The following is an 18,410-nucleotide window of genomic DNA, read 5'->3' on the forward strand; positions in this document are numbered from 1 at the left end:
CCATCAGGCCGTCGTGCTTCTTGGTGGCATCCAGCCCGGCTTCGGCGATGAAGCGAAACGGGCTGTTGGCGTCGAGCTTGGCGCAGCCCTGCTGCACGGTGCCGGCCGACCAGAATTCGTTGGCGGCGAGTTTGCCCTGGCGCGAGATCTTGCTCTGCTCGAACAACTTGACGATCAAGACGTACCAGCTGCTCACGCTCATGACCAAGAGCAGCATCAGCACCGTCTTGGCCACCGCATCGGAGGTCTTCCACAGGGCTTCGATGCCGTAGGGGTTGTCGCTGACTTCAGCGGCTTTCTTCGGGGCGGCTGCGGCGTCCGGGCTGGCTTCGCCGGCGAGCGGGGCCACTGCGGTCGTGACGCTGGCAGCGGCGGCCGGTGCCGCAGGCTGGGCCTGCGCTAGCGCGCCCACCACCGGTAGTAACAGTCCCAGCGCGCACGCGCAGGACGCAATCATTCGAGTGACTTTCTTTTGCACTGTGGTTCCTCTTTGACAAACGTGTACAGGGGGTAGGCATGGCCATGGCGGTGTCGAGACCCAAACCAAGGTTTCGGCAAGTATACTTGTAATTTAGCTACATAAAAATTCAAAATGCGACTTTTAAAAAATCTGTAATGACAGAATTTAGCCAATATTTGTTGTAAAAAAGCCAATATTTTATCAAGTTTGTCAAAAACAGGGCAAAAATTGGATCAGTCGAGGGTTTCTACTAGCCGGTTAAATATCTTGTTTTGGTACAAACAGGGTTGAGAGATTGTGAATTTTCGTAAATTGAACCTTGCCGCCAGCCGTCAGGGAAATTGTTTTTTTGATGTGTACCAGGAGATATATTTGATGAAAACGTCCTCGATTAAGAGCCCCCAGTCGCTTGCCCGACAGCGCTCGGTATTCAGGCTGGCGCCCGTCGCCGCCGGTTGTGCCGTGCTGCTCATGATGGGCGGCACGGCCCATGCCCAACAGGCTCAGACCGGCGCCAGCGATGCCGCCAACCTGGGCACCGTGACCGTGACCGGCATCCGGGCTTCGATCGAGAGTGCGATTTCGGTCAAGAAGAACGCTGACTCGATTGTTGAAGCCATTTCGGTGGAAGATCTCGGGAAACTGCCGGACGCGAGTATTGCGGACTCGATCGCTCGCTTGCCGGGCGTGGCGGCGCAACGAAACATCGAAGGTCGGGCGAGTCAACTCAGCGTGCGTGGGATGCCGCCTGATTTTGCGACGACCTTGCTCAATGGCCGTGAGCAGGTTAACCCTGGCGATGGCCGCGGCGCAGAGTTTGATGCCTATCCGTCTGAACTGATGAACGGCGTAGTGCTCTACAAGACACCGGATTCAACCTTGGTGGGGCAAGGGATAGCGGGCACCATCGATCTCCAAACGGTACGCCCGTTGAAGGTGAATGGACGCAAGATTTCGGTGGGCCTGAATCAGAAGAAGACGAGTGTTGGACTCGGCCCCACGGGTGCTGGCAACGACTTCAGCTTTTCCTACGTCGACCAACTCCTTGACAAAACTCTGGGTATTGCCCTTGGCGTTGCACGCCAGAGTGGTGACAGCACGGGCCGTGGTGTGAACAGCTTTGATGACGCGGACAAAACTTTCAGCGACGGCACCAAGTTGCCGCTGCGTAATAGCGTGACTGAACTCAGCCGTCTATCCAAATTCACCCGTCAGGGCGTGATGGCGGTGGTTGAATTCCAACCCACCAAGGATTTCACTTCCACATTGGATTTGTTCTCATCGACTGCGGATCGCAGAACACTCGGGCACCAGGTTGCGTTCCCCAAGTTCAACGAGGGAACCACCTTGAGCAACGCCACGCTCTCCAACGGGGTTGCTTTGGCTGGTACGGTATCCGGTGTGTCGGCTATCGTTCAGACCATTGGGCAACAACAGAACGATGACAACACCGCAATTGGTTGGAACAACAAGTTCAAACTGAACAAGGAATGGTCGGGCGTGATCGATTTGTCGCGTTCCAAGTCCAGGCGCACCGAAGTTGACATTGATTCAAATGCGGTCACCGGCACCAAAGGCGACCTGACGTTTGATAGCCGATCAGACATTCCACAGTTTGGCTACAGCCTCAACATGGCGGATGCAAGCACCCTGTTGCTGGGCAATACGCCTTGGGGCCTGGGTTGGCTGAAAAAGCCCTCGATCGATGACTCAATGAAATCGCTGCGCGCTGAACTCAAGCGTAGTCTGGACACACCCTATTTCTCTTCTTTCGTTGTAGGTGTTAATTTCAGCGACCGGAGCAAGGTACTCGGTATGACTGAAGGTTCGCTGAGTTTGCAGAACAATGCCGCGACTGCTGCGCTGCCATCGTCATCAGTGGTGAATGCAGGTATCCCGGGTATCAATGTGCTCGGCTGGGACTCGATCGCGCTGATCGATTCGGTCTACAAGTACACCGATATGGGTGATCAGTCATGGGCCATCATGAAGAACTGGTCGGTGAAGGAGAAGGTGACGACCACTTTTGCCAAGCTCGATATCGACACCACCGCCGCCGGTATCCCGGTGCGAGGCAATATTGGCCTGCAAGTTGTTAAGACCGACCAAAGTTCAAAGGGGTTGAACGACACGACAGTTGCAACGTGGGGCAATCCGGACGGCAATCGTTTTGATGTGAAACAGACGCTTGACAAGAGTGGAGGCAAGGCATACACCGACGTTCTGCCAAATTTGAACCTGGTATTTGATGCCGGTAACAGCCAGGTGGTTCGCATGGGCCTTGGCAAGATGCTGGCGCGACCAGGCCTTCGCGACTTGCGTGCCAACGCAATTTTTGAATGCTGGTCGCCAGCCAGTGATCCGAAGAGCTGTAGCGGCAACCATAGTGGCAGCGGTGGCAACCCCGAGTTGGAACCTTTCCGTGCCAGCACCTTTGATGTTGCCTACGAAAAATACTTTGGCAAACGGGCCTATATCGCTGGCGCGGCTTTCTACAAGGACCTACAGACTTTCATTTATCAACAAAAGTTCAAGTCGGACGTTCTGAGTAGCAAATACGGCCTTACGGGCTACCCCACCCTTGACTACACCGGCCCGATGAATGGGCAGGGGGGAACGATCTCCGGGTTTGAGTTGACTGCAAACGCTCCGTTCGACCTGATATCACCCGCACTGGCTGGTTTTGGTGCCTACATCAACCATTCGAACACTCACAGCTCTGTCAACATTCCGAACGCCGCTGGCGGCAGTGCGGACAATATGGAGTTGCCAGGTCTGTCCAAACAGGTCACGAACTTGAGCCTGTACTACGAAGCCGGTGGTTTTTCTGCCCGCGTCGGCCAGCGCACACGTTCGGACTTTATTGGTGAGTTCACCGACAACCAATATGAGCGTCAGTTGACCTATATCCGAGGCGAAAGAATTGTTGATATGCAGGTCGGCTACGAGTTCAAATCGGGCCCAGCCAAGGGGTTGTCGTTGACGTTCCAAGCCAATAACCTGACCGATGCTGTGTTCCAGAAGTACATCGTGAATGCAGATGGAAGTCAGCAGACGACAGAGTCTGCCAAGTACGGCAAGGCTTACATGTTGGGTGCCACCTACAAGTTCTGATCGAATCATTTTTCCAAGGTGATTTTTCCCCGAGTCGGCCGCGTGCCAGCTCGGGGTTTTTTTGTCTACGCCTCGCACCGAATCAAATCAAGCCGCTCCATTGATCACCATGGCGGACGAAGGCGTCCCGAATGTGCTGCTGCAATGGAGCGTCCAGGGGACCCTGGGCCAGGATTTCGATGTTGCGCTTGAAATGGGCCAACTTGCCGGTACCCACAATGCAACTGGCGACCCCTGGCAGGTGGGCTGAAAAGCGCAAGGCCAATTCGTTCCAGTCCAGCCCTTGCGGGTCCAACTGCATGGTTTTCCAGCGCTCCCAATAGCGCGCTCCGCCGACGCTCACTGGCTCAGCAGCAAGGTGCCGAAAAGTGCCGGGATGGTGATGCTGAGCTGGCCTTGACTGGCGTGGACACTGGCGCCGGTCACAGCATCGGTGAAGGAATCGACTTTGACGTTGGCCGGCAACTGCAAGCGCACGGTGCTGGGCGTCTCGGCGTTGTTGCTGGCGCTGATGGCAAACTTGTCACCCAGTTGCCGGCCCAGCACGATGACGTGGTCGTCAATCAGCAGCGGCGCGTCCAGGGAGCCGCGGCGCAGCACCGGGTTGGCGTTGCGCAGCTTGATCAGGCGTTTGACTTCAGCCAGCAAGTGGGTGTCGGGCCGGCCACCCTGATCGGCCCAGGGGTAGGGCGCGCGGTTGTAGGGGTCGTCGCCACCGGTGACCCCCACCTCGTCGCCGTAGTAGACCGCCGGTGCACCGGGGAAAGTCATCTGGAAGAACATCGCCAGTTTCAGGCGTTGCTTGGCGCGCTGGATCACCTCGGCGTCGGCGTTGTCGTCTTGCCAGCCCAGGTAATGCAGGCTGCGTGCCTGGTCGTGCGTCGAGAGTAAGTTCATCAGCGCATAGAAGGCCTGCGCCGGATAGGCCTCGCGCATCAACTCGATATTGCGATACAACTCGCTGGCCTTGCCGCCGGCCGCGTATTCCAGCACGGTGTTGCGAAAGATGTAGTTCATGGTCGAATCGAACATGTCGCCGAGAAAATACTTGGAGGCGTCGAACCAGGTCTCGGCCACCGTCAGCGCGTCAGGCCGGTGTTGTTTGATGGCGCTACGCCACTCGCGCCAGAAGTCGTCCGGCACCCAGGGCGCCACGTCCATGCGCCAGCCGGCGGCGCCGCGGTCCAGCCACAGCTTCATCACCGAGTCGTGGTCGCCGTAGGCATACTTGCGAAATGCCGACGAAGCTTTGTTTAGCTCGGGCAAGTCGGTGACGCCGACCCAGCCCTTGTACTGCTTGTCGGGAGCGGCTTGCCTGGCGTCGAAGCTGTACCAACTGGCGTAAGGTGAATCGCTGCGAATCTTGCCACCTTCAAATGCACCATTCGACTGGTGATTACCAAAGCGGTCGAAGTAGATCGAGTCGCTGCCGGTATGATTCAGACTGGTGTCGGTGATGACGCGGATGCCACGCTTGGCTGCCTCCTTGGTAAGGCGAACAAAGTCCTCATTGCTGCCGAAGCCAGGGTCTATGTTCTTGTAGTCGGTGGTGTCGTACTTGTGGTTGCTGGCAGCCTTGAACACCGGTGTAAGGTAAATCGTGTTGGCGCCCAGATCCTGGATGTAGTCCAGCTTTTCGATGATGCCGGCCAGATCGCCGCCGAAAAAGTCGTTGTTGTAGATGACGTCGGAGCCATCGCCGCTGCCGGGCTTCCAGGGTTTGTCGAGCCAGTTGTGGTGCAACTCGACCGTCGCATCGTGGTATTTGGTGCGGCCCGGCTGCGGATCGTTGGCCGGGTCGCCATTGCGGAAGCGATCCGGAAAGATGTAGTAATAAACAATGTCGGGAGCCCACTGCGGGACTTTGAAATCGGCCGCGTAAATGGTCTGGCGAAAGCGCCGGATGGCCTGGCTGGCGAGCGGCTTGTCAGCCACTTCGCCAAGTCCGCCGGAACCTTTTTCGCGCGTCCAGAATACCGGGTCGCGGTTGTTCTGGTAAACGAAAATCTTGCCGTCAATCTGGGCCTCGAACCAGTAGCCGTAGATGCTGACGTCGCTGAAGCGGTGGCTGGCGCTCCAGCGTTCCAGGCCGGCCCGCGCGCTGCGGGTCATGGGCAGCCGCGCCACTTCGGTGTAGTTGAGCAATTCCTGGTTGCCTTCGAGTTGGCGTATTTCGATCACCAGTGTGAGCTGGCTGACGCCAGGCAAGGCGGTGACGCCAAAACTGAGGGTGCTGCCAACGATCTGAGCGCCGAACGGCGACTTGTCGGCTATGGCGCGCGAGTCGAAACGCAGGCTGCGCGCCACCGGGTCGGTGACGGCGCGTGCGCTGGGGTCGGCAAAAGTCTTTTCACCAATGCTGAGCTGCGGCCTGCCACCGGCGAAGACCAGCCGGAGGGTGTGTTCGCCCGTGAACGGGTATGACAGGTTGCCGCCGCCGGCGACCAGTTCCGCGTTGCCGGCGTGGCCGAAACTGGTGGCGTCCTGCCAGGCAGCGTCGGCGATCTTGAATTCGTGCCGTGTCGGCAAGTTCACGTTCAGGTAGTAGGCGTCGCAACTGTACTGGAACGCATAATCGTCGAGCGCCGCCCAGTTGTTCATGCTGCCGCGCAGGAACAGGGTGGTTTGACCTAGCGGCGCCTCGGCCGGGCAGTTTTCGATGCGCAGGCTGGGGTCGGTGTTGGAAGTATTCATTGTCAGGGTGAAACGGTGCACGCCATCAAAGTGGTGTTGTAGTTCGGCTCCCTTGATCGTCAGATGATCCGGTGTGCTGGCGCGGCCGAAGTCGGCATCGGCCGACCAGCCCTCGTCGGCCAGTTTGAATCTGTGTTGACCCATGATACGGGTCACAAGTTCATAACGGTTGCAAATCCAGCTGAATTTCTGGCTGTCGCTTGCGTTCCAGCTGTTGAAGCTGCCGCGCAGGTACAGCGCGCGACCGCCCAGGGGGTCGGCGCGGCAGGAGCTATCGGCCGCCGCTGCCTGCGCCGCGCCGGGCGCCAGCAGCAGAATTGCGCAAGCGGTCAACAAGCCGCGCCGCAGCAGCGTTGCTCTCCCCGCGTGCCGATGCCGGCTCACCCTTTGACACCACCCGAGGTCAGGCCCGACACGATCCAGCGCTGCGCCGCCAAAAATACCAGCGTGATCGGCAGGCCCGACAGCACTGCCGCCGCGGCAAAGTCGCCCCACAGGTATTTCTGTTCATACAGGTAATATTTGGAGCCGACCGCCAGCGTCAGGTTCGGCTCTTCACGCAGCAGCACCGAGGCCACCGGGTACTCGATGATGGTGCCGATGAAGGCCAGCACGAACACCACCATCAGGATAGGTACCGACATCGGCAGCAGCACCAGCCGGAAAGCCTGCCAGTGGCTGGCGCCATCGACCTTGGCGCATTCCTCGATCTCGACCGGGATCGTCTCAAAATAGCCCTTGATGGTCCAGATGTGCATCGCCACGCCGCCCAGGTAGGCAACGATGAGGCCGGCGTGGGTCTCGATGCCAAGCCACGGAATGTAAGTCCCCAGCCCGTCGAAAATGGCGTAGATGGCGACCAGCGCCACCGCCACCGGGAACATCTGCAGCAACAGCATGCTGTTGAGTATGCTGTTCTTGTGCGCGAACTTCAGGCGCGCAAAAGCGTAGGCGGCGGTGGTCGAGATGGCCACGATCAGCAGTGCCGAAATGCTGGCGATCTTGATCGAGTTCCAGAGCCACAACAACACCGGAAACGGCGGCGTGACCAGGCTGCCGTCGGCTGTGGTGTAGCTGAAACCCAGCGCCAGCTTCCAGTGTTCCAGGCTGATCTCGGTCGGGATCAGCGAACCGGTGGAGAAGTTGCCGGGGCGCAGCGAGATCGAGATCACCGACAGCAGCGGAAACAGGGTGACCACTATCAGCAGCCACAGGCCGACATGGGCTGCCGCGATGCGCCAGCGCTGGCTTTTTCCGGTCACGATGGCCATGTCGCTAGCTCCTGCGGTTGTCGTTTACCTTGCTCAGCTTCAGGTTGGCCAGCGACAGCAAGGCCACCATGAAGAAGATCAGGGTCGAGATCGCCGCCGCCAGGCCGAAATTGGCGCCGGCATCGGTAAAGGCGATGCGGTAGGTGTAAGACACCAGGATGTCGGTGGTGCCGGCCGGTAACTTGGTGTTCAGGTAATCCGGCCGGCCATCGGTCAGAAGCGAGATCAGCACGAAGTTGTTGAAGTTGAAGGCAAAGGCCGAGATCAGCAGGGGCGTCAGCGGCCGCGCAATCAGTGGCGCGGTGATCTTGAAAAAGTTGGCCAGCGGTGTCGCGCCGGCAATGGCGGACGCTTCGTACAGGTCGGCCGGAATGGCCTTGATGAGTCCCGTGCAGAGCACCATGATGTAGGGGTAGCCGAGCCAGGTATTGACCAGCAGCAGCATCGCCTTGGCCAGTGTCGGATCGGCGAACCAGGCCGGGCGAAGGCCGAAGACCGCGTCCAGGATGGCGTTGATTTCACCGAAATTCTGGTTGAATAAGCCCTTGAAAACCAAAATCGAGATGAAGCCCGGCACGGCGTAGGGTAAAAACAGCAGGGTCCGGTACAGGGTGCGATAGCGCAAGGCCTCCCAGTTCAGCAGCACCGCCAGCGTCATGCCCAGCGCGGTGGAAAACAGCACCGTCAGGCCGGCGAATACAAGAGTCCAGACAAAGATCGAGACAAACGGTCCGCGCATGTCGCTGTCGAACAGCATGCGGCTGTAGTTGGCCCAGCCGATGCCCACCGGGAACCCGGGCTGGATGCGCTCACCCTGCGGGTTTTCGAAAAAGCCGGTGGCCCGGTTGGGTCGGTACAGCGTGGCCGTTGCCAACTGCGTCAGCGAACCATCGGCGTTGCTGTGCCATAAGGGCTCAACGGTGCCGAACTCGTGCACCCCGGCATAGCTCAACACCCGGTGATCGGGCAACTCAAGTTTCAGGCCCAGCAAGGCGTCGCGGTAGCTCAGTACCTGGCGCAGCGGGAGCGGGTTGACCAGCGCCGGGCTGTCGGCCGGCAGAGCCTGCATGGCTACCGCCTTGCGAGCGGCGCCGGTGCTGTCCAGGGCCAGCGGCGGCGAAATGAAGCGGCTCCCGGTGCCGCCCTCCGGTGGCGTCAACAGCAGCCGCAGCGCGGAGCCCTCAGCATGCAGCGTGAAGTTCAGCGTCCGGTCTTCGTCGACCGTGGTCTGGTCCAGCAGGTAAGCGCGTGCGCGTTCGAATTCCAGCAGGTTGCTGGCGGAATAATTGGTGAAGCCGATCTGCATCGTGTAGAGCAGCGGAAAGGCGACGAACAGCAGCATGCCGGCGACCCCCGGGAACAGGTAGCGCCAGGCCAGCGTGCGCTTCGACGCGTACACATACAAGGCCAGTGCGCCGAAGCTGAGCAGCGCCAGCGCCGACAGGGCTTGCCCTGCGGCGTAAATGCCAAACACCAGCCACAGCAGAGCCACAGTCAGCAGGACCACTAGCGGCCATTTGAACCAGGGACGGGTGCGGCTCATCTCATTTCACCCGCATGCGCGCTGCCGCGCCGTCCAGTGCATCCTTGGGCGACTGGCGACCATTGGTGACAGCCTCCAGCGCGGCGTCCATGGCCGGAAAGAAGCGGCCGGTTTCCGGAATGTTGGGAATCGGCTCTCCGGCCATTGCGTTGGCCATGGTGGCGCGGATGTGGGGGTCGGCCGACAATTCCTGAAAGTAGGCCTTGTTGGCCGGCGTGCCCAGCGCCACGTCGGCCGAGACGATCTTCAGGTTCTCGATGCGCAACAAATGGTTCTCGATGAACTCCCGCGCAATGTCCTTGACCTTGCTGGGCGACGCAATCATGCAGCCCAGCACGCCGACAAAAGGCTTGGACGGGTGGCCGCCGATGCTGGGGATGGGCGCCACGCCAAAATCGATATTGCTCTTGCGCAGGTTGTCCCAGGCCCAGGGGCCGCTGATCATGGTCGCCAACTGCCCGCGGTTGAAAGCGCTCTCCATTTCGGCGTAGCGTGCGCCCTTGGGCATCTGGCCGCCCTGAACCAGCCGCGCCAGCATCTCCAGACCTTGCACCGCGCCTGGTGCGTTGACGCCGACCAGCTTGGGGTCCAGATCGCCTTGCGGCGTGCGCCCGAAGATGAAGCCGCCGGGTCCGGCCAGCAGCGGCCAAGTGAAGAAGGACTTGTTGTAGTCCCACAAAATCGCGTGCTTGCCTTGCGCCGACAAGGTTTTGTCGAGGGCGATCACTTCCTCGAAGCTGGCCGGCGGCGTTTTCACCAGCGCCTTGTTGTAGATCAGACCGATGGCCTCGATCGACAGGGGATAACCCCAGACCTTGCCCTGGTAGGTGAAGGCCGACCAGGCCGAGGCTTCGATTTCGTCGCGGATGCGGCGCGGCGGCTTCAGCGGCACGATCAGGCCCGATTTGGCCCACTCGCCGGCGCGGTCGTGCGGCCAGCAAAAAATGTCCGGTCCCTTGCCGGCGCCGGCGGCGGCCTGGAACTTGTCGGGCGCGCCCTCGGGGTGTTGCACGATCACCTCGACGCCGGAGACCCGGCTGAACGCGTCCCCCACTTTTTGCAAGCCCTTGTAACCCTTGTCGCCATTGATCCAGACCAGCAACTGCGGCGCCACAGCGGCCTGGCCCAGCGCTGGCCACGCCATGGCGGCCCAGATCGCCCATGCCGCCAGCGCACCACAGAGCGCCCGCATGTCACGCAGCATGGCGCAACTCCGGGCTGGAATGGCGCCGAAAAGCGCGTCCCTGCGCATCGAACAGGTAAGCCCATTCGGGCGGTACCCCCAGCAGCAGTGCGTCACCGGCACGCACCCTGGCCTGCCCATCGATGGCGGCGGTCAGCATCTCGGCGCTGCCCGGGTTGCTGCAATAAGCGTAAGTGATGCTGCCCAGCGACTCGACAAAAGTCACCTGGGTCCGCAGTGCGTTGTCGGCCACGCCGGCGCGCAGATGCTCGGGCCGTACCCCCAGTTTCACCTTGTCGCCGGCCCGGGCGGATGCGGCATCGACCTGGCAGCGGATCACTTCGCCGCCGCCCAGCCGCACGCTGGCACTGTCGGCGCTGGCTTCCAGCACTTCGCCGTCCAGCAGGTTCATGCCCGGCGAGCCGATGAAGCAGGCGACGAACAGGTTGTCGGGGTATTCGTACAGCGTCAGGGGCGCGCCGACCTGCTCGATGCGACCGGCCGACAGCACGACGATGCGGTCGGCCAGCGTCATGGCTTCGACCTGGTCGTGCGTGACGTAAACCATGGTGGTCTTGAATTCTTCGTGCAGCTTGGCAAATTCATAGCGCATGCGCACCCGCAGCGCGGTGTCCAGATTCGACAAGGGTTCGTCGAACAGGAATACCTCGGGCTTGCGTACGATGGCGCGGCCGATGGCGACCCGTTGGCGCTGACCGCCCGACAGGTCTTTCGGCTTGCGCGAGAGCAGGTGCTCGATGTTCAGAATCCTGGCCGCCTGGTGCACCGCGCGGTCGATTTCGTCTTTCGGCAGCTTGGCCAGTTTCAGGCCGAACGCCATGTTGTCGTACAAGTCCATGTGCGGGTACAGGGCGTACGACTGGAACACCATGGCAATGCCGCGTTCGGCCGGTGGCACGTCGTTGACGACACGACCGGCGATGGTCAGTTCGCCCCCGGTGATGTCTTCCAGTCCGGCAATGACGCGCAGCAGGGTCGATTTGCCGCAACCCGAAGGACCGACGAAAACCATGAATTCGCCGTCGCGGATCTCCAGGTCGATGCCATGCAGGATCACGCTATCGCCAAAGGCCTTGCTGACACTTGAAAGCTTGACGTCTGCCATGGTGCATCTCCGCGCTCACATACCGGCTGCGAGTCGCTTGTCTCTTGTTGGTAATTGAAGTGGCTCGGTTGCCGCAAGAGCCGCTTCGACGCGCCCATCAAAGCGATTGACGCAAAATTTGAATCAAGTATACCTGCAAAAAATGTAGTTATACAACGCATCAAGTAAGTGAGAGTTGGACGCTGGATCAGGCGATATTTATTGGTACCATAGAGTCTTGAATTATTTTAATGTAATTTAACTACATAATTTGATGAGACCGGAACCCATGAAGACCGAAATCTTTGCCGACCCCGCTAAGACCCCTGACCGCCTGCCTTCTGGAAGTGTCGCTGACGCTGATCGCCAGGCTTGGTTGCAGGCCCTGGCCGCCGCACCCAAGGCGCAGGCCTTGCTGGCGCAGCGCTGGGCGCGCAGCCAACAGGAAGACCGCAACTCGGTGGGCAGCGCTGGCGTGCGCCGGGTGCATTACCTGTCGATGGAGTTTCTGATGGGGCGGGCCCTGGGCAATGCACTGGCGGCGCTGGGGCTGGAGAGTGAAGTGCGCCAGCAACTGGCGGCCAAAGGCCTGCAGTTGCCGGATTTGCTGGAACTGGAAAACGATGCCGCGTTGGGCAATGGCGGTCTGGGCCGGCTGGCCGCCTGTTTCCTGGATTCCTTCGCCGAGTTGGGTTTGCCGTCCTTTGGCTATGGCTTGCGTTACCAGTACGGCATGTTTGCCCAGCAGATCCGGGACGGCCGGCAAATCGAGGTGCCCGATGACTGGCTGCGCGCCGGAAACAGTTGGGAGGTGCTGCGCCCGGAAGCCCGTTTCAGCGTCGGTCTGGGCGGCCGGGTCGAGGTCGAGGCGGGGGTGCGGCGCTGGGTGCCGGCCCAGCGTCTGATCGCGCAAGCCTTTGACTTCATCGTGCCGGCCCACCACAGCCAGCGCGTTTCCACCTTGCGTCAGTGGCATGCCAGTGCCGAACAGCCGATCGACTTTGCCGCTTTTTGCCGTGGCGACTATGTGGCGGCCTCCAGCCACCGCGTCGCTGCCGACGTCATCAATTGGGTGCTCTACCCGGACGACAGCAGCGCCGCCGGGCGCGAACTGCGCCTGAAACAAGAGGCCTTCCTGGTCAGCGCCTCGTTGCAGGATGTCGTGGCCCGCCATCTGCGCGAGGGCCGCAGTCTGGCGCAACTGGGACGCGCCAATGCCATTCACCTGAACGACACGCACCCGGCGCTGGCGCCGGCCGAATTGATGCGTCTGCTGCTCGATGAACACGGCATGGCCTGGGATGCGGCCTGGGCCATCACGCAAGAGGCTGTGTCCTACACCAATCACACCTTGATGCCTGAGGCGCTGGAGACCTGGCCGGTGCCCATGTTCGAGGCTTGGCTGCCGCGTCACCTGGAAATCATTTGCGAGATCAATGGGCGCTTTCTGACCGAGGTGCGATCCCGTTTTCCGGGCGACGAGGCCTTGCTGCGGCGGGTTTCCCTGATCGATGAAAGCGGCGAGCGCCGGATTCGCATGGCCTCCCTGGCGGTGGTGGCCTCGCACAAGGTCAACGGTGTCTCGGCCTTGCACTCGGAGCTGATGGTGCAGACCATTTTTGTCGACTACGCCAAACTCTATCCGCAGCGCTTCCACAATGTCACCAACGGCGTCACACCCAGGCGCTGGCTGATGCAGGCCAACCCCGGTCTGTCTTCCCTGATCGACGACCGCATCGGCAAAACGTGGCGCCAGGATCTGAGCCGGCTGTCGGCGCTCAAGCCACTGGCGGCAGACCCGCAACTGGGGCGCGATTTCCTGGCCGTCAAGCTTCAGAACAAGGAGCGGCTGGCGGCCTTGATACAAGCCCAATTGGGCATCGAGGTCGATCCGGCCAGCCTGTTCGACGTGCAGGCCAAACGCATCCACGAATACAAGCGCCAACTGCTCAATGTGCTGCAAGTCATTGCCCGCTACCAGGCCATCATCGACCAGCCCGAGGCCGACTGGACGCCGCGCACCGTCATCATTGCCGGCAAGGCGGCGTCGGCCTACCACATGGCCAAGCTGATCATCCAGTTGACGCACGACGTGGCGGCGCTCGTCAACAGCGACCCGCGCGTCGGCCAGCGCCTGAAGCTGGTGTTCCTGCCCAACTACGGCGTCAGCCTGGCCGAGGTCATTATTCCGGCGGCCGATTTGAGCGAACAGATTTCCACCGCCGGTACCGAAGCCTCCGGCACCGGCAACATGAAGTTTGCGCTGAGCGGCGCCCTCACCATCGGCACCTGGGACGGTGCCAACATCGAGATGGCGCAAGCCATGGGCGAGGAGAACATGTTCATCTTTGGTTTGCGCACCGATGCCGTGCAAAAAATCAAGGCGCAGGGTTATCGGCCCGCACAGTATGTTGAAGGCAATCCTCGACTCAAGCGGGTACTCGATGCGATTTCAGAGGGTGACTTTTCGCCAGGAGACAGTCAACGCTACCGGACCCTGGTCGACAGTCTGCTGGGGTCCGACCCCTACCTGCTGCTGGCGGATTTCGAGGCCTATGTGGCGGCCCAGTCCCAGGTCGATGCCTTGTTCAAGACGCCCGCGCTTTGGGCTCGGCGCGCCTTGCTGAATGTCGCCGCCATGGGCAGCTTCTCGGCCGATCGGACGATTCGCGAGTACATTGAACGCGTCTGGTCAGCGCCACGCTGAAAACGCTGGCTGGCATGATCTGACAGCGCTTTGATTCGGAGGATCCGGATGCTTTCCGACGCAGATGTCCAGGCCCTGGTAGGCGCTCACCACTCCGACCCGTTTGCGGCGCTGGGCTTGCACGCCGACGCCCATGGCAAGCTCTGGTTGCGCGCCCTGTTGCCGGGAGCCCAGCAGGTGCAGGTGCTGGAGGCCCGCAGCGGCAAGCCGGTGGCTGGGCTGGCTCTGCGCCACCCGCAAGGTTTGTTCGAGGGGGCGCTGGGGCGCCGGCGCAAGCGCTTTGATTACCGGTTAGAGGTGCGCTGGCTGGACGCGGCGGCACCGGCCGCCAACATTTATGCCGACGCTTACGCCTTCGGTGCGCAACTGACCGACGACGACTTGACGGCGCTGCAAGAAGGCAAGCACCCCGATCCGTACACTGTTCTGGGTGCGCTGTGCCTTGAGCACCAAGGTGTCGCCGGCGTGCGTTTCGCGCTCTGGGCGCCGAATGCGCGGCGCGTCAGCGTGGTGGGAGATTTCAACCACTGGGACGCCCGGCGCCACCCCATGCGACTGCGCCACGGTGCCGGGGTGTGGGAGATTTTCGTACCGCACGCTGGTCTGGGAGACCACTACAAGTTCGAGTTGCTGGGACCGACTGGCCAATTGTTGCCGCAGAAGGCCGACCCCTATGCGCGCGCCGCCGAGTTGCGGCCCGGCACGGCCAGCATAGTGGCCCCCATGCCGGAGAAGAAAGTGTTGCCGGCGGAGCGCGCCCAGGCCAACGCGCGCAGCGCACCGATTTCGATTTACGAGGTGCATGCCGCCTCCTGGCGGCGTGGCGCGGATGGCCGCTTTGCCAGTTGGGATGAGTTGGCGCAAACGCTGCCGGCGTATGTGGCGGAGCAGGGCTTCACGCACGTCGAGCTGCTGCCGGTGAGCGAACATCCGTTTGACGGTTCCTGGGGCTACCAGACCCTGGGCTTGTTTGCCTTGAGTGCCCGCTTCGGCCCGCCGGAAGGCTTCGAGCGCCTGCTGCAAGCCTGCCACGCGCGCGGCATCGGCGTCCTGCTGGATTGGGTGCCGGCGCACTTTCCGGCCGACGCCCACGGTTTGGCGCAATTCGACGGCACGGCGCTCTATGAATACGCCGATCCGCGCGAAGGTTTCCACAACGACTGGAACACCCTGATTTACAACTTCGGCCGCAAGGAGGTGCGCAACTTCCTGGCCGCCAGTGCCCACTATTGGACCCGGCGCCTGGGTGTCGATGGTTTGCGGGTCGATGCCGTGGCCTCCATGCTGTACCGCGATTACTCGCGCCGGCCGGGGCAGTGGATTGCCAACGTCGACGGCGGCCGGGAAAACCTCGAAGCCATCTCCTTGCTGCGCCGGATCAATCAGGAGGTGGCAGCCGTCGCGCCCGGTGCCATCATGGTGGCGGAAGAATCGACGACTTTTCCAGGGGTGTCGGCGCCCACCGGTGCCGGAGGTCTGGGCTTTCACTACAAGTGGAACATGGGCTGGATGAACGACACGTTGCAGTACATGCGCGAAGACCCGGTGCACCGGCGCTGGCATCACGCCAAGATGAGTTTTTCCATTCACTACGCTTTCAGCGAAAACTTCGTGTTGCCGCTGTCGCACGACGAGGTGGTGCACGGCAAGGGTTCCCTGCTGGGAAAAATGCCGGGCGACGACTGGCAGCGTTTCGCCAATTTGCGTGCCTACTACGGCTTCATGTGGGGCCACCCGGGCAAGAAGCTGCTGTTCATGGGCCAGGAGTTTGCCCAGCCGGGTGAGTGGGATCATGACGCCCAATTGCCCTGGGCGCTGCTACAGGATGAACGCCACGCCGGCGTCCAGCGTCTGGTGCGCGATCTCAACCACCTGTACCGCGCGCAGTCTGCGTTGCATCAACTGGACTGCGAGGCGCGCGGCTTTGAATGGCTGGTGGCGGACGATGCCCAGATGTCGGTTTTCGCCTGGTTGCGGCGCGATGCGCAGGACGCCATGCTGATGGTGGTGAGCAACCTGACGCCGCTGCCGCGCCAGGACTATGACGTTGGCGTGCCGCATGGCCCGTCGCAGTGGCGCGAGGTCTTGAATACGGACTCGGCTTGCTACGGCGGCAGCAACCAGGGCAATGGCGCGGCCCGGCTGCCAACCCAGGCCGCGCCGGCGCATGGGCGGGCGCACTCGCTGCGCCTGACGCTGCCGCCATTGGCCACCATTTTTCTGGTCCCGGCATGAGTCCTTGCAATGTTTTACTGGCTGGCCGCCCTGAGCCCATGGGCTCGCAGGTGCGCGACGGCGGCGTCAATTTCGCGGTGTTCTCGCAACATGCGCTGCGCGTGCAACTGTGCCTGTTCGACGCCGACGGCCAGCGCGAGTTGCAACGGCACGATCTGTTCGGTCCGGATGATGGTGTGTTCCACGGCTTCCTGCCCGGCGCCGCTGCCGGTCTGGTCTACGGGCTGCGCGCGCATGGTCCTTACGAGCCCCGCGCCGGTCACCGCTTCAATCCGAATAAATTGTTGCTGGACCCCAACGCGCGTGAAATCGTCGGGCAGTTTTCCTGGCGCGCCGAACACCATGGCTACACGCTGGGCCATGCCGATGGGCCGGCCTCGTTCGATGAGCGCGACAACGCGGCGCTGGCGCTCAAGGCGCGGGTCGCCGCGCCGTCGGGGGTGGTTGCCGCAGCGCTCAACGCGCCGCGCCACGCAACGGCCGATCTGGTGCTGTACGAGGTGCACGTGAAGGGTTTCAGCAAGGCGCATCCGGATATTCCGGCGGCCCTGCAAGGCACTTACGCCGGTCTGGCGCATCCGGCCGCGATCGCGCACTTCAAGTCCCTGGGCGTCACCACGCTGTCCTTGTTGCCGGTGCAGTACTGCCTGGACGAGCCAGCGCTGAGGGGTCGCGGCCTGACCAATTACTGGGGCTACAACACCTTGGGCTTCTGTTGTCCGGACCCGCGTCTGGCAACACAGCGTGATGATCCGGCGGCAGTGACTGCCGAGTTTCGGCAGATGGTGGCCAGCCTGCATGCGCATGGTCTGGAGGTGGTGCTGGACGTCGTCTACAACCACACGCCGGAGGGCAACGAGTGGGGTCCCACTGTGAGTTTTCGTGGCCTGGACAATGCCAGCTGGTACCGTCTGGAGACGGTCGATCGCAGCCGCTGCGAAAACCTGAGTGGCTGCGGCAACACCTTGCGGGTGGCACACCCCAAGGTGACCCAGTTCGTGCTGGATTCGCTGCGCTACTGGGTGCAGGAGATGGGCGTCGATGGCTTTCGCTTTGACCTGGCGCCGGTGCTGGGGCGCACCGAGCACGGCTTTGACGCCAACGCGCCGTTCTTTGTCGCGCTGCGCCAGGACCCGGTGCTGGCGCGCGTGCACCTGATTGCCGAGCCCTGGGATGGCGGCTCCAACGGCTACCAGGTGGGGCGTTTCCCAGGACGCTTTCTGGACTGGAACGACAAGTTCCGCGACGCGGTGCGCGGCTATTGGCTGCGGCGCGGTGTCGATCGCGGCGAATTTGCGCGCCGCTTCACGGCCTCCAGCGACCTGTTTCATCACGACGGGCGCCGCCCCGGCGCCTCGGTCAATTTCCTGGCGGTGCACGACGGTTTCACGCTGGCCGATGTGGTGAGCTACAGCCGCAAGCACAACCAGGCCAACGGCGAGGACAACCGCGATGGCCGCGATGGCGAGACCTGCGCCAATTTTGGTGTCGAAGGCCCCACCGATGACGCCGCCATCAATGGGCAACGCCAACGCCTGCGCCGCGCCATGATGGCCACGCTGTTGCTGGCGCAGGGCACGCCCATGCTGTGCGCCGGCGATGAAATAGGCAATTCCCAGCAGGGCAACAACAACGCCTACTGTCAGGACAACGCCACCGGCTGGCTCGACTGGTCGGTGGCCGACCACCGCTTCAAGGACTTCGTCGCCCAGCTGCTGGCGCTGCGCCGTGCCGAGCCGGCGCAGCGCAGCAACGACTGGTCGTCGCAGTCGCCAGGGCAGCACGGTCCGCAACGGCGCTGGCGCAGGCCCGACGGTCAGGAAATGTTGACCCCTGACTGGCATGCCCAGGAGCAGCAGGCTTTTGCCTGCGAGCTGCGGTGCACCGTGGGCGAAGCCAACGGGTACACCGGTCCGCAGCGCTTGCTGCTGGTCTTCAATCCGGAACCGGCGCCGGTCCGCTTCACGCTCGATCTGGGCCGCTGGCAACTGCTGCTGGACAGCAGCGGCGAGTTGATGCCGTCCGATATGCTGGAAACTTCCCTGCTGGCCAGCGCGCAAGCCGTGCTGGTATTGCGCGCCAGCGTCTGATATTTTTT

10 protein-coding genes and 1 pseudogene are annotated in these 18,410 nt (G+C 61.8%); 4 read left to right on the top strand and 7 right to left on the bottom strand.

The genetic code is table 11. From position 1 onward, the window contains the following. A pseudogene (locus PHS32_RS18220) lies at positions 1-457 on the bottom strand (MotA/TolQ/ExbB proton channel family protein); the annotation flags it as partial. A 300-nt stretch (positions 458-757) separates the two neighbouring features. Between PHS32_RS18220 and PHS32_RS18225 the strand changes: the two are divergent. After that, positions 758-3,574, top strand: a complete 2,817-nt coding sequence (locus tag PHS32_RS18225) for a TonB-dependent receptor (RefSeq protein ID WP_301080520.1) — start codon at positions 758-760, stop codon at positions 3,572-3,574. A gap of 82 nt (positions 3,575-3,656) precedes the next feature. Here PHS32_RS18225 and PHS32_RS18230 read toward each other — a convergent pair whose 3' ends face one another. From PHS32_RS18230 to ugpC, 6 genes are read right to left on the bottom strand one after another with little or no spacing between them, the layout of a single operon-like run. Further along, positions 3,657-3,917, bottom strand: coding sequence for a hypothetical protein (locus PHS32_RS18230; RefSeq protein ID WP_301080521.1), 261 nt, complete (start codon positions 3,915-3,917; stop codon positions 3,657-3,659). Then, entirely contained in the window at positions 3,914-6,652 is a 2,739-nt protein-coding gene (locus PHS32_RS18235) for a glycoside hydrolase family 13 protein (RefSeq protein ID WP_301080522.1), read from the bottom strand. Before PHS32_RS18235 ends, PHS32_RS18230 begins: the two co-directional genes overlap by 4 nt. Then, positions 6,649-7,539, bottom strand: a complete 891-nt coding sequence (malG, locus tag PHS32_RS18240) for a maltose ABC transporter permease MalG (protein WP_301080524.1) — start codon at positions 7,537-7,539, stop codon at positions 6,649-6,651. The genes PHS32_RS18235 and malG overlap by 4 nt, the downstream gene beginning before the upstream one ends. 4 nt (positions 7,540-7,543) lie before the next feature. Further along, entirely contained in the window at positions 7,544-9,082 is a 1,539-nt protein-coding gene (malF, locus tag PHS32_RS18245) for a maltose ABC transporter permease MalF (protein WP_301080526.1), read from the bottom strand. 1 nt (position 9,083) lies between these two features. Beyond that, the gene (malE, locus tag PHS32_RS18250) at positions 9,084-10,286 is read right to left on the bottom strand and encodes a maltose/maltodextrin ABC transporter substrate-binding protein MalE (RefSeq protein WP_301080527.1); all 1,203 of its coding nucleotides are present in this window, start codon (positions 10,284-10,286) and stop codon (positions 9,084-9,086) included. Beyond that, positions 10,276-11,391 (bottom strand): sn-glycerol-3-phosphate ABC transporter ATP-binding protein UgpC, encoded by a 1,116-nt coding sequence (ugpC, locus tag PHS32_RS18255; protein ID WP_301080528.1) that lies wholly within the window; start codon positions 11,389-11,391, stop codon positions 10,276-10,278. The genes malE and ugpC overlap by 11 nt, the downstream gene beginning before the upstream one ends. 268 nt (positions 11,392-11,659) lie before the next feature. On the opposite strand from ugpC, the gene PHS32_RS18260 reads away from it, so the two are divergent. Genes PHS32_RS18260 through glgX form a run of 3 tightly spaced genes read left to right on the top strand, consistent with a single transcriptional unit; the run spans position 11,660 to position 18,402 of the window. Beyond that, positions 11,660-14,077: a glycogen/starch/alpha-glucan phosphorylase gene (locus tag PHS32_RS18260; protein ID WP_301080529.1), complete on the top strand. Its 2,418-nt coding sequence runs from the start codon at positions 11,660-11,662 to the stop codon at positions 14,075-14,077. Positions 14,078-14,125: 48 nt separating this feature from the next. Then, on the top strand, positions 14,126-16,312 hold the full coding sequence (gene glgB / locus PHS32_RS18265; RefSeq protein ID WP_301080530.1) for a 1,4-alpha-glucan branching protein GlgB: 2,187 nt from the start codon (positions 14,126-14,128) through the stop codon (positions 16,310-16,312). Continuing rightward, on the top strand, positions 16,309-18,402 hold the full coding sequence (gene glgX / locus PHS32_RS18270; RefSeq protein WP_301080531.1) for a glycogen debranching protein GlgX: 2,094 nt from the start codon (positions 16,309-16,311) through the stop codon (positions 18,400-18,402). Before glgB ends, glgX begins: the two co-directional genes overlap by 4 nt. Positions 18,403-18,410: the final 8 nt, after the last annotated feature.

It is taken from the genome of Rhodoferax sp. (genome assembly GCF_028714215.1).
In the GTDB taxonomy this organism is placed as follows: Bacteria; Pseudomonadota; Gammaproteobacteria; order Burkholderiales; family Burkholderiaceae_C; genus Rhodoferax.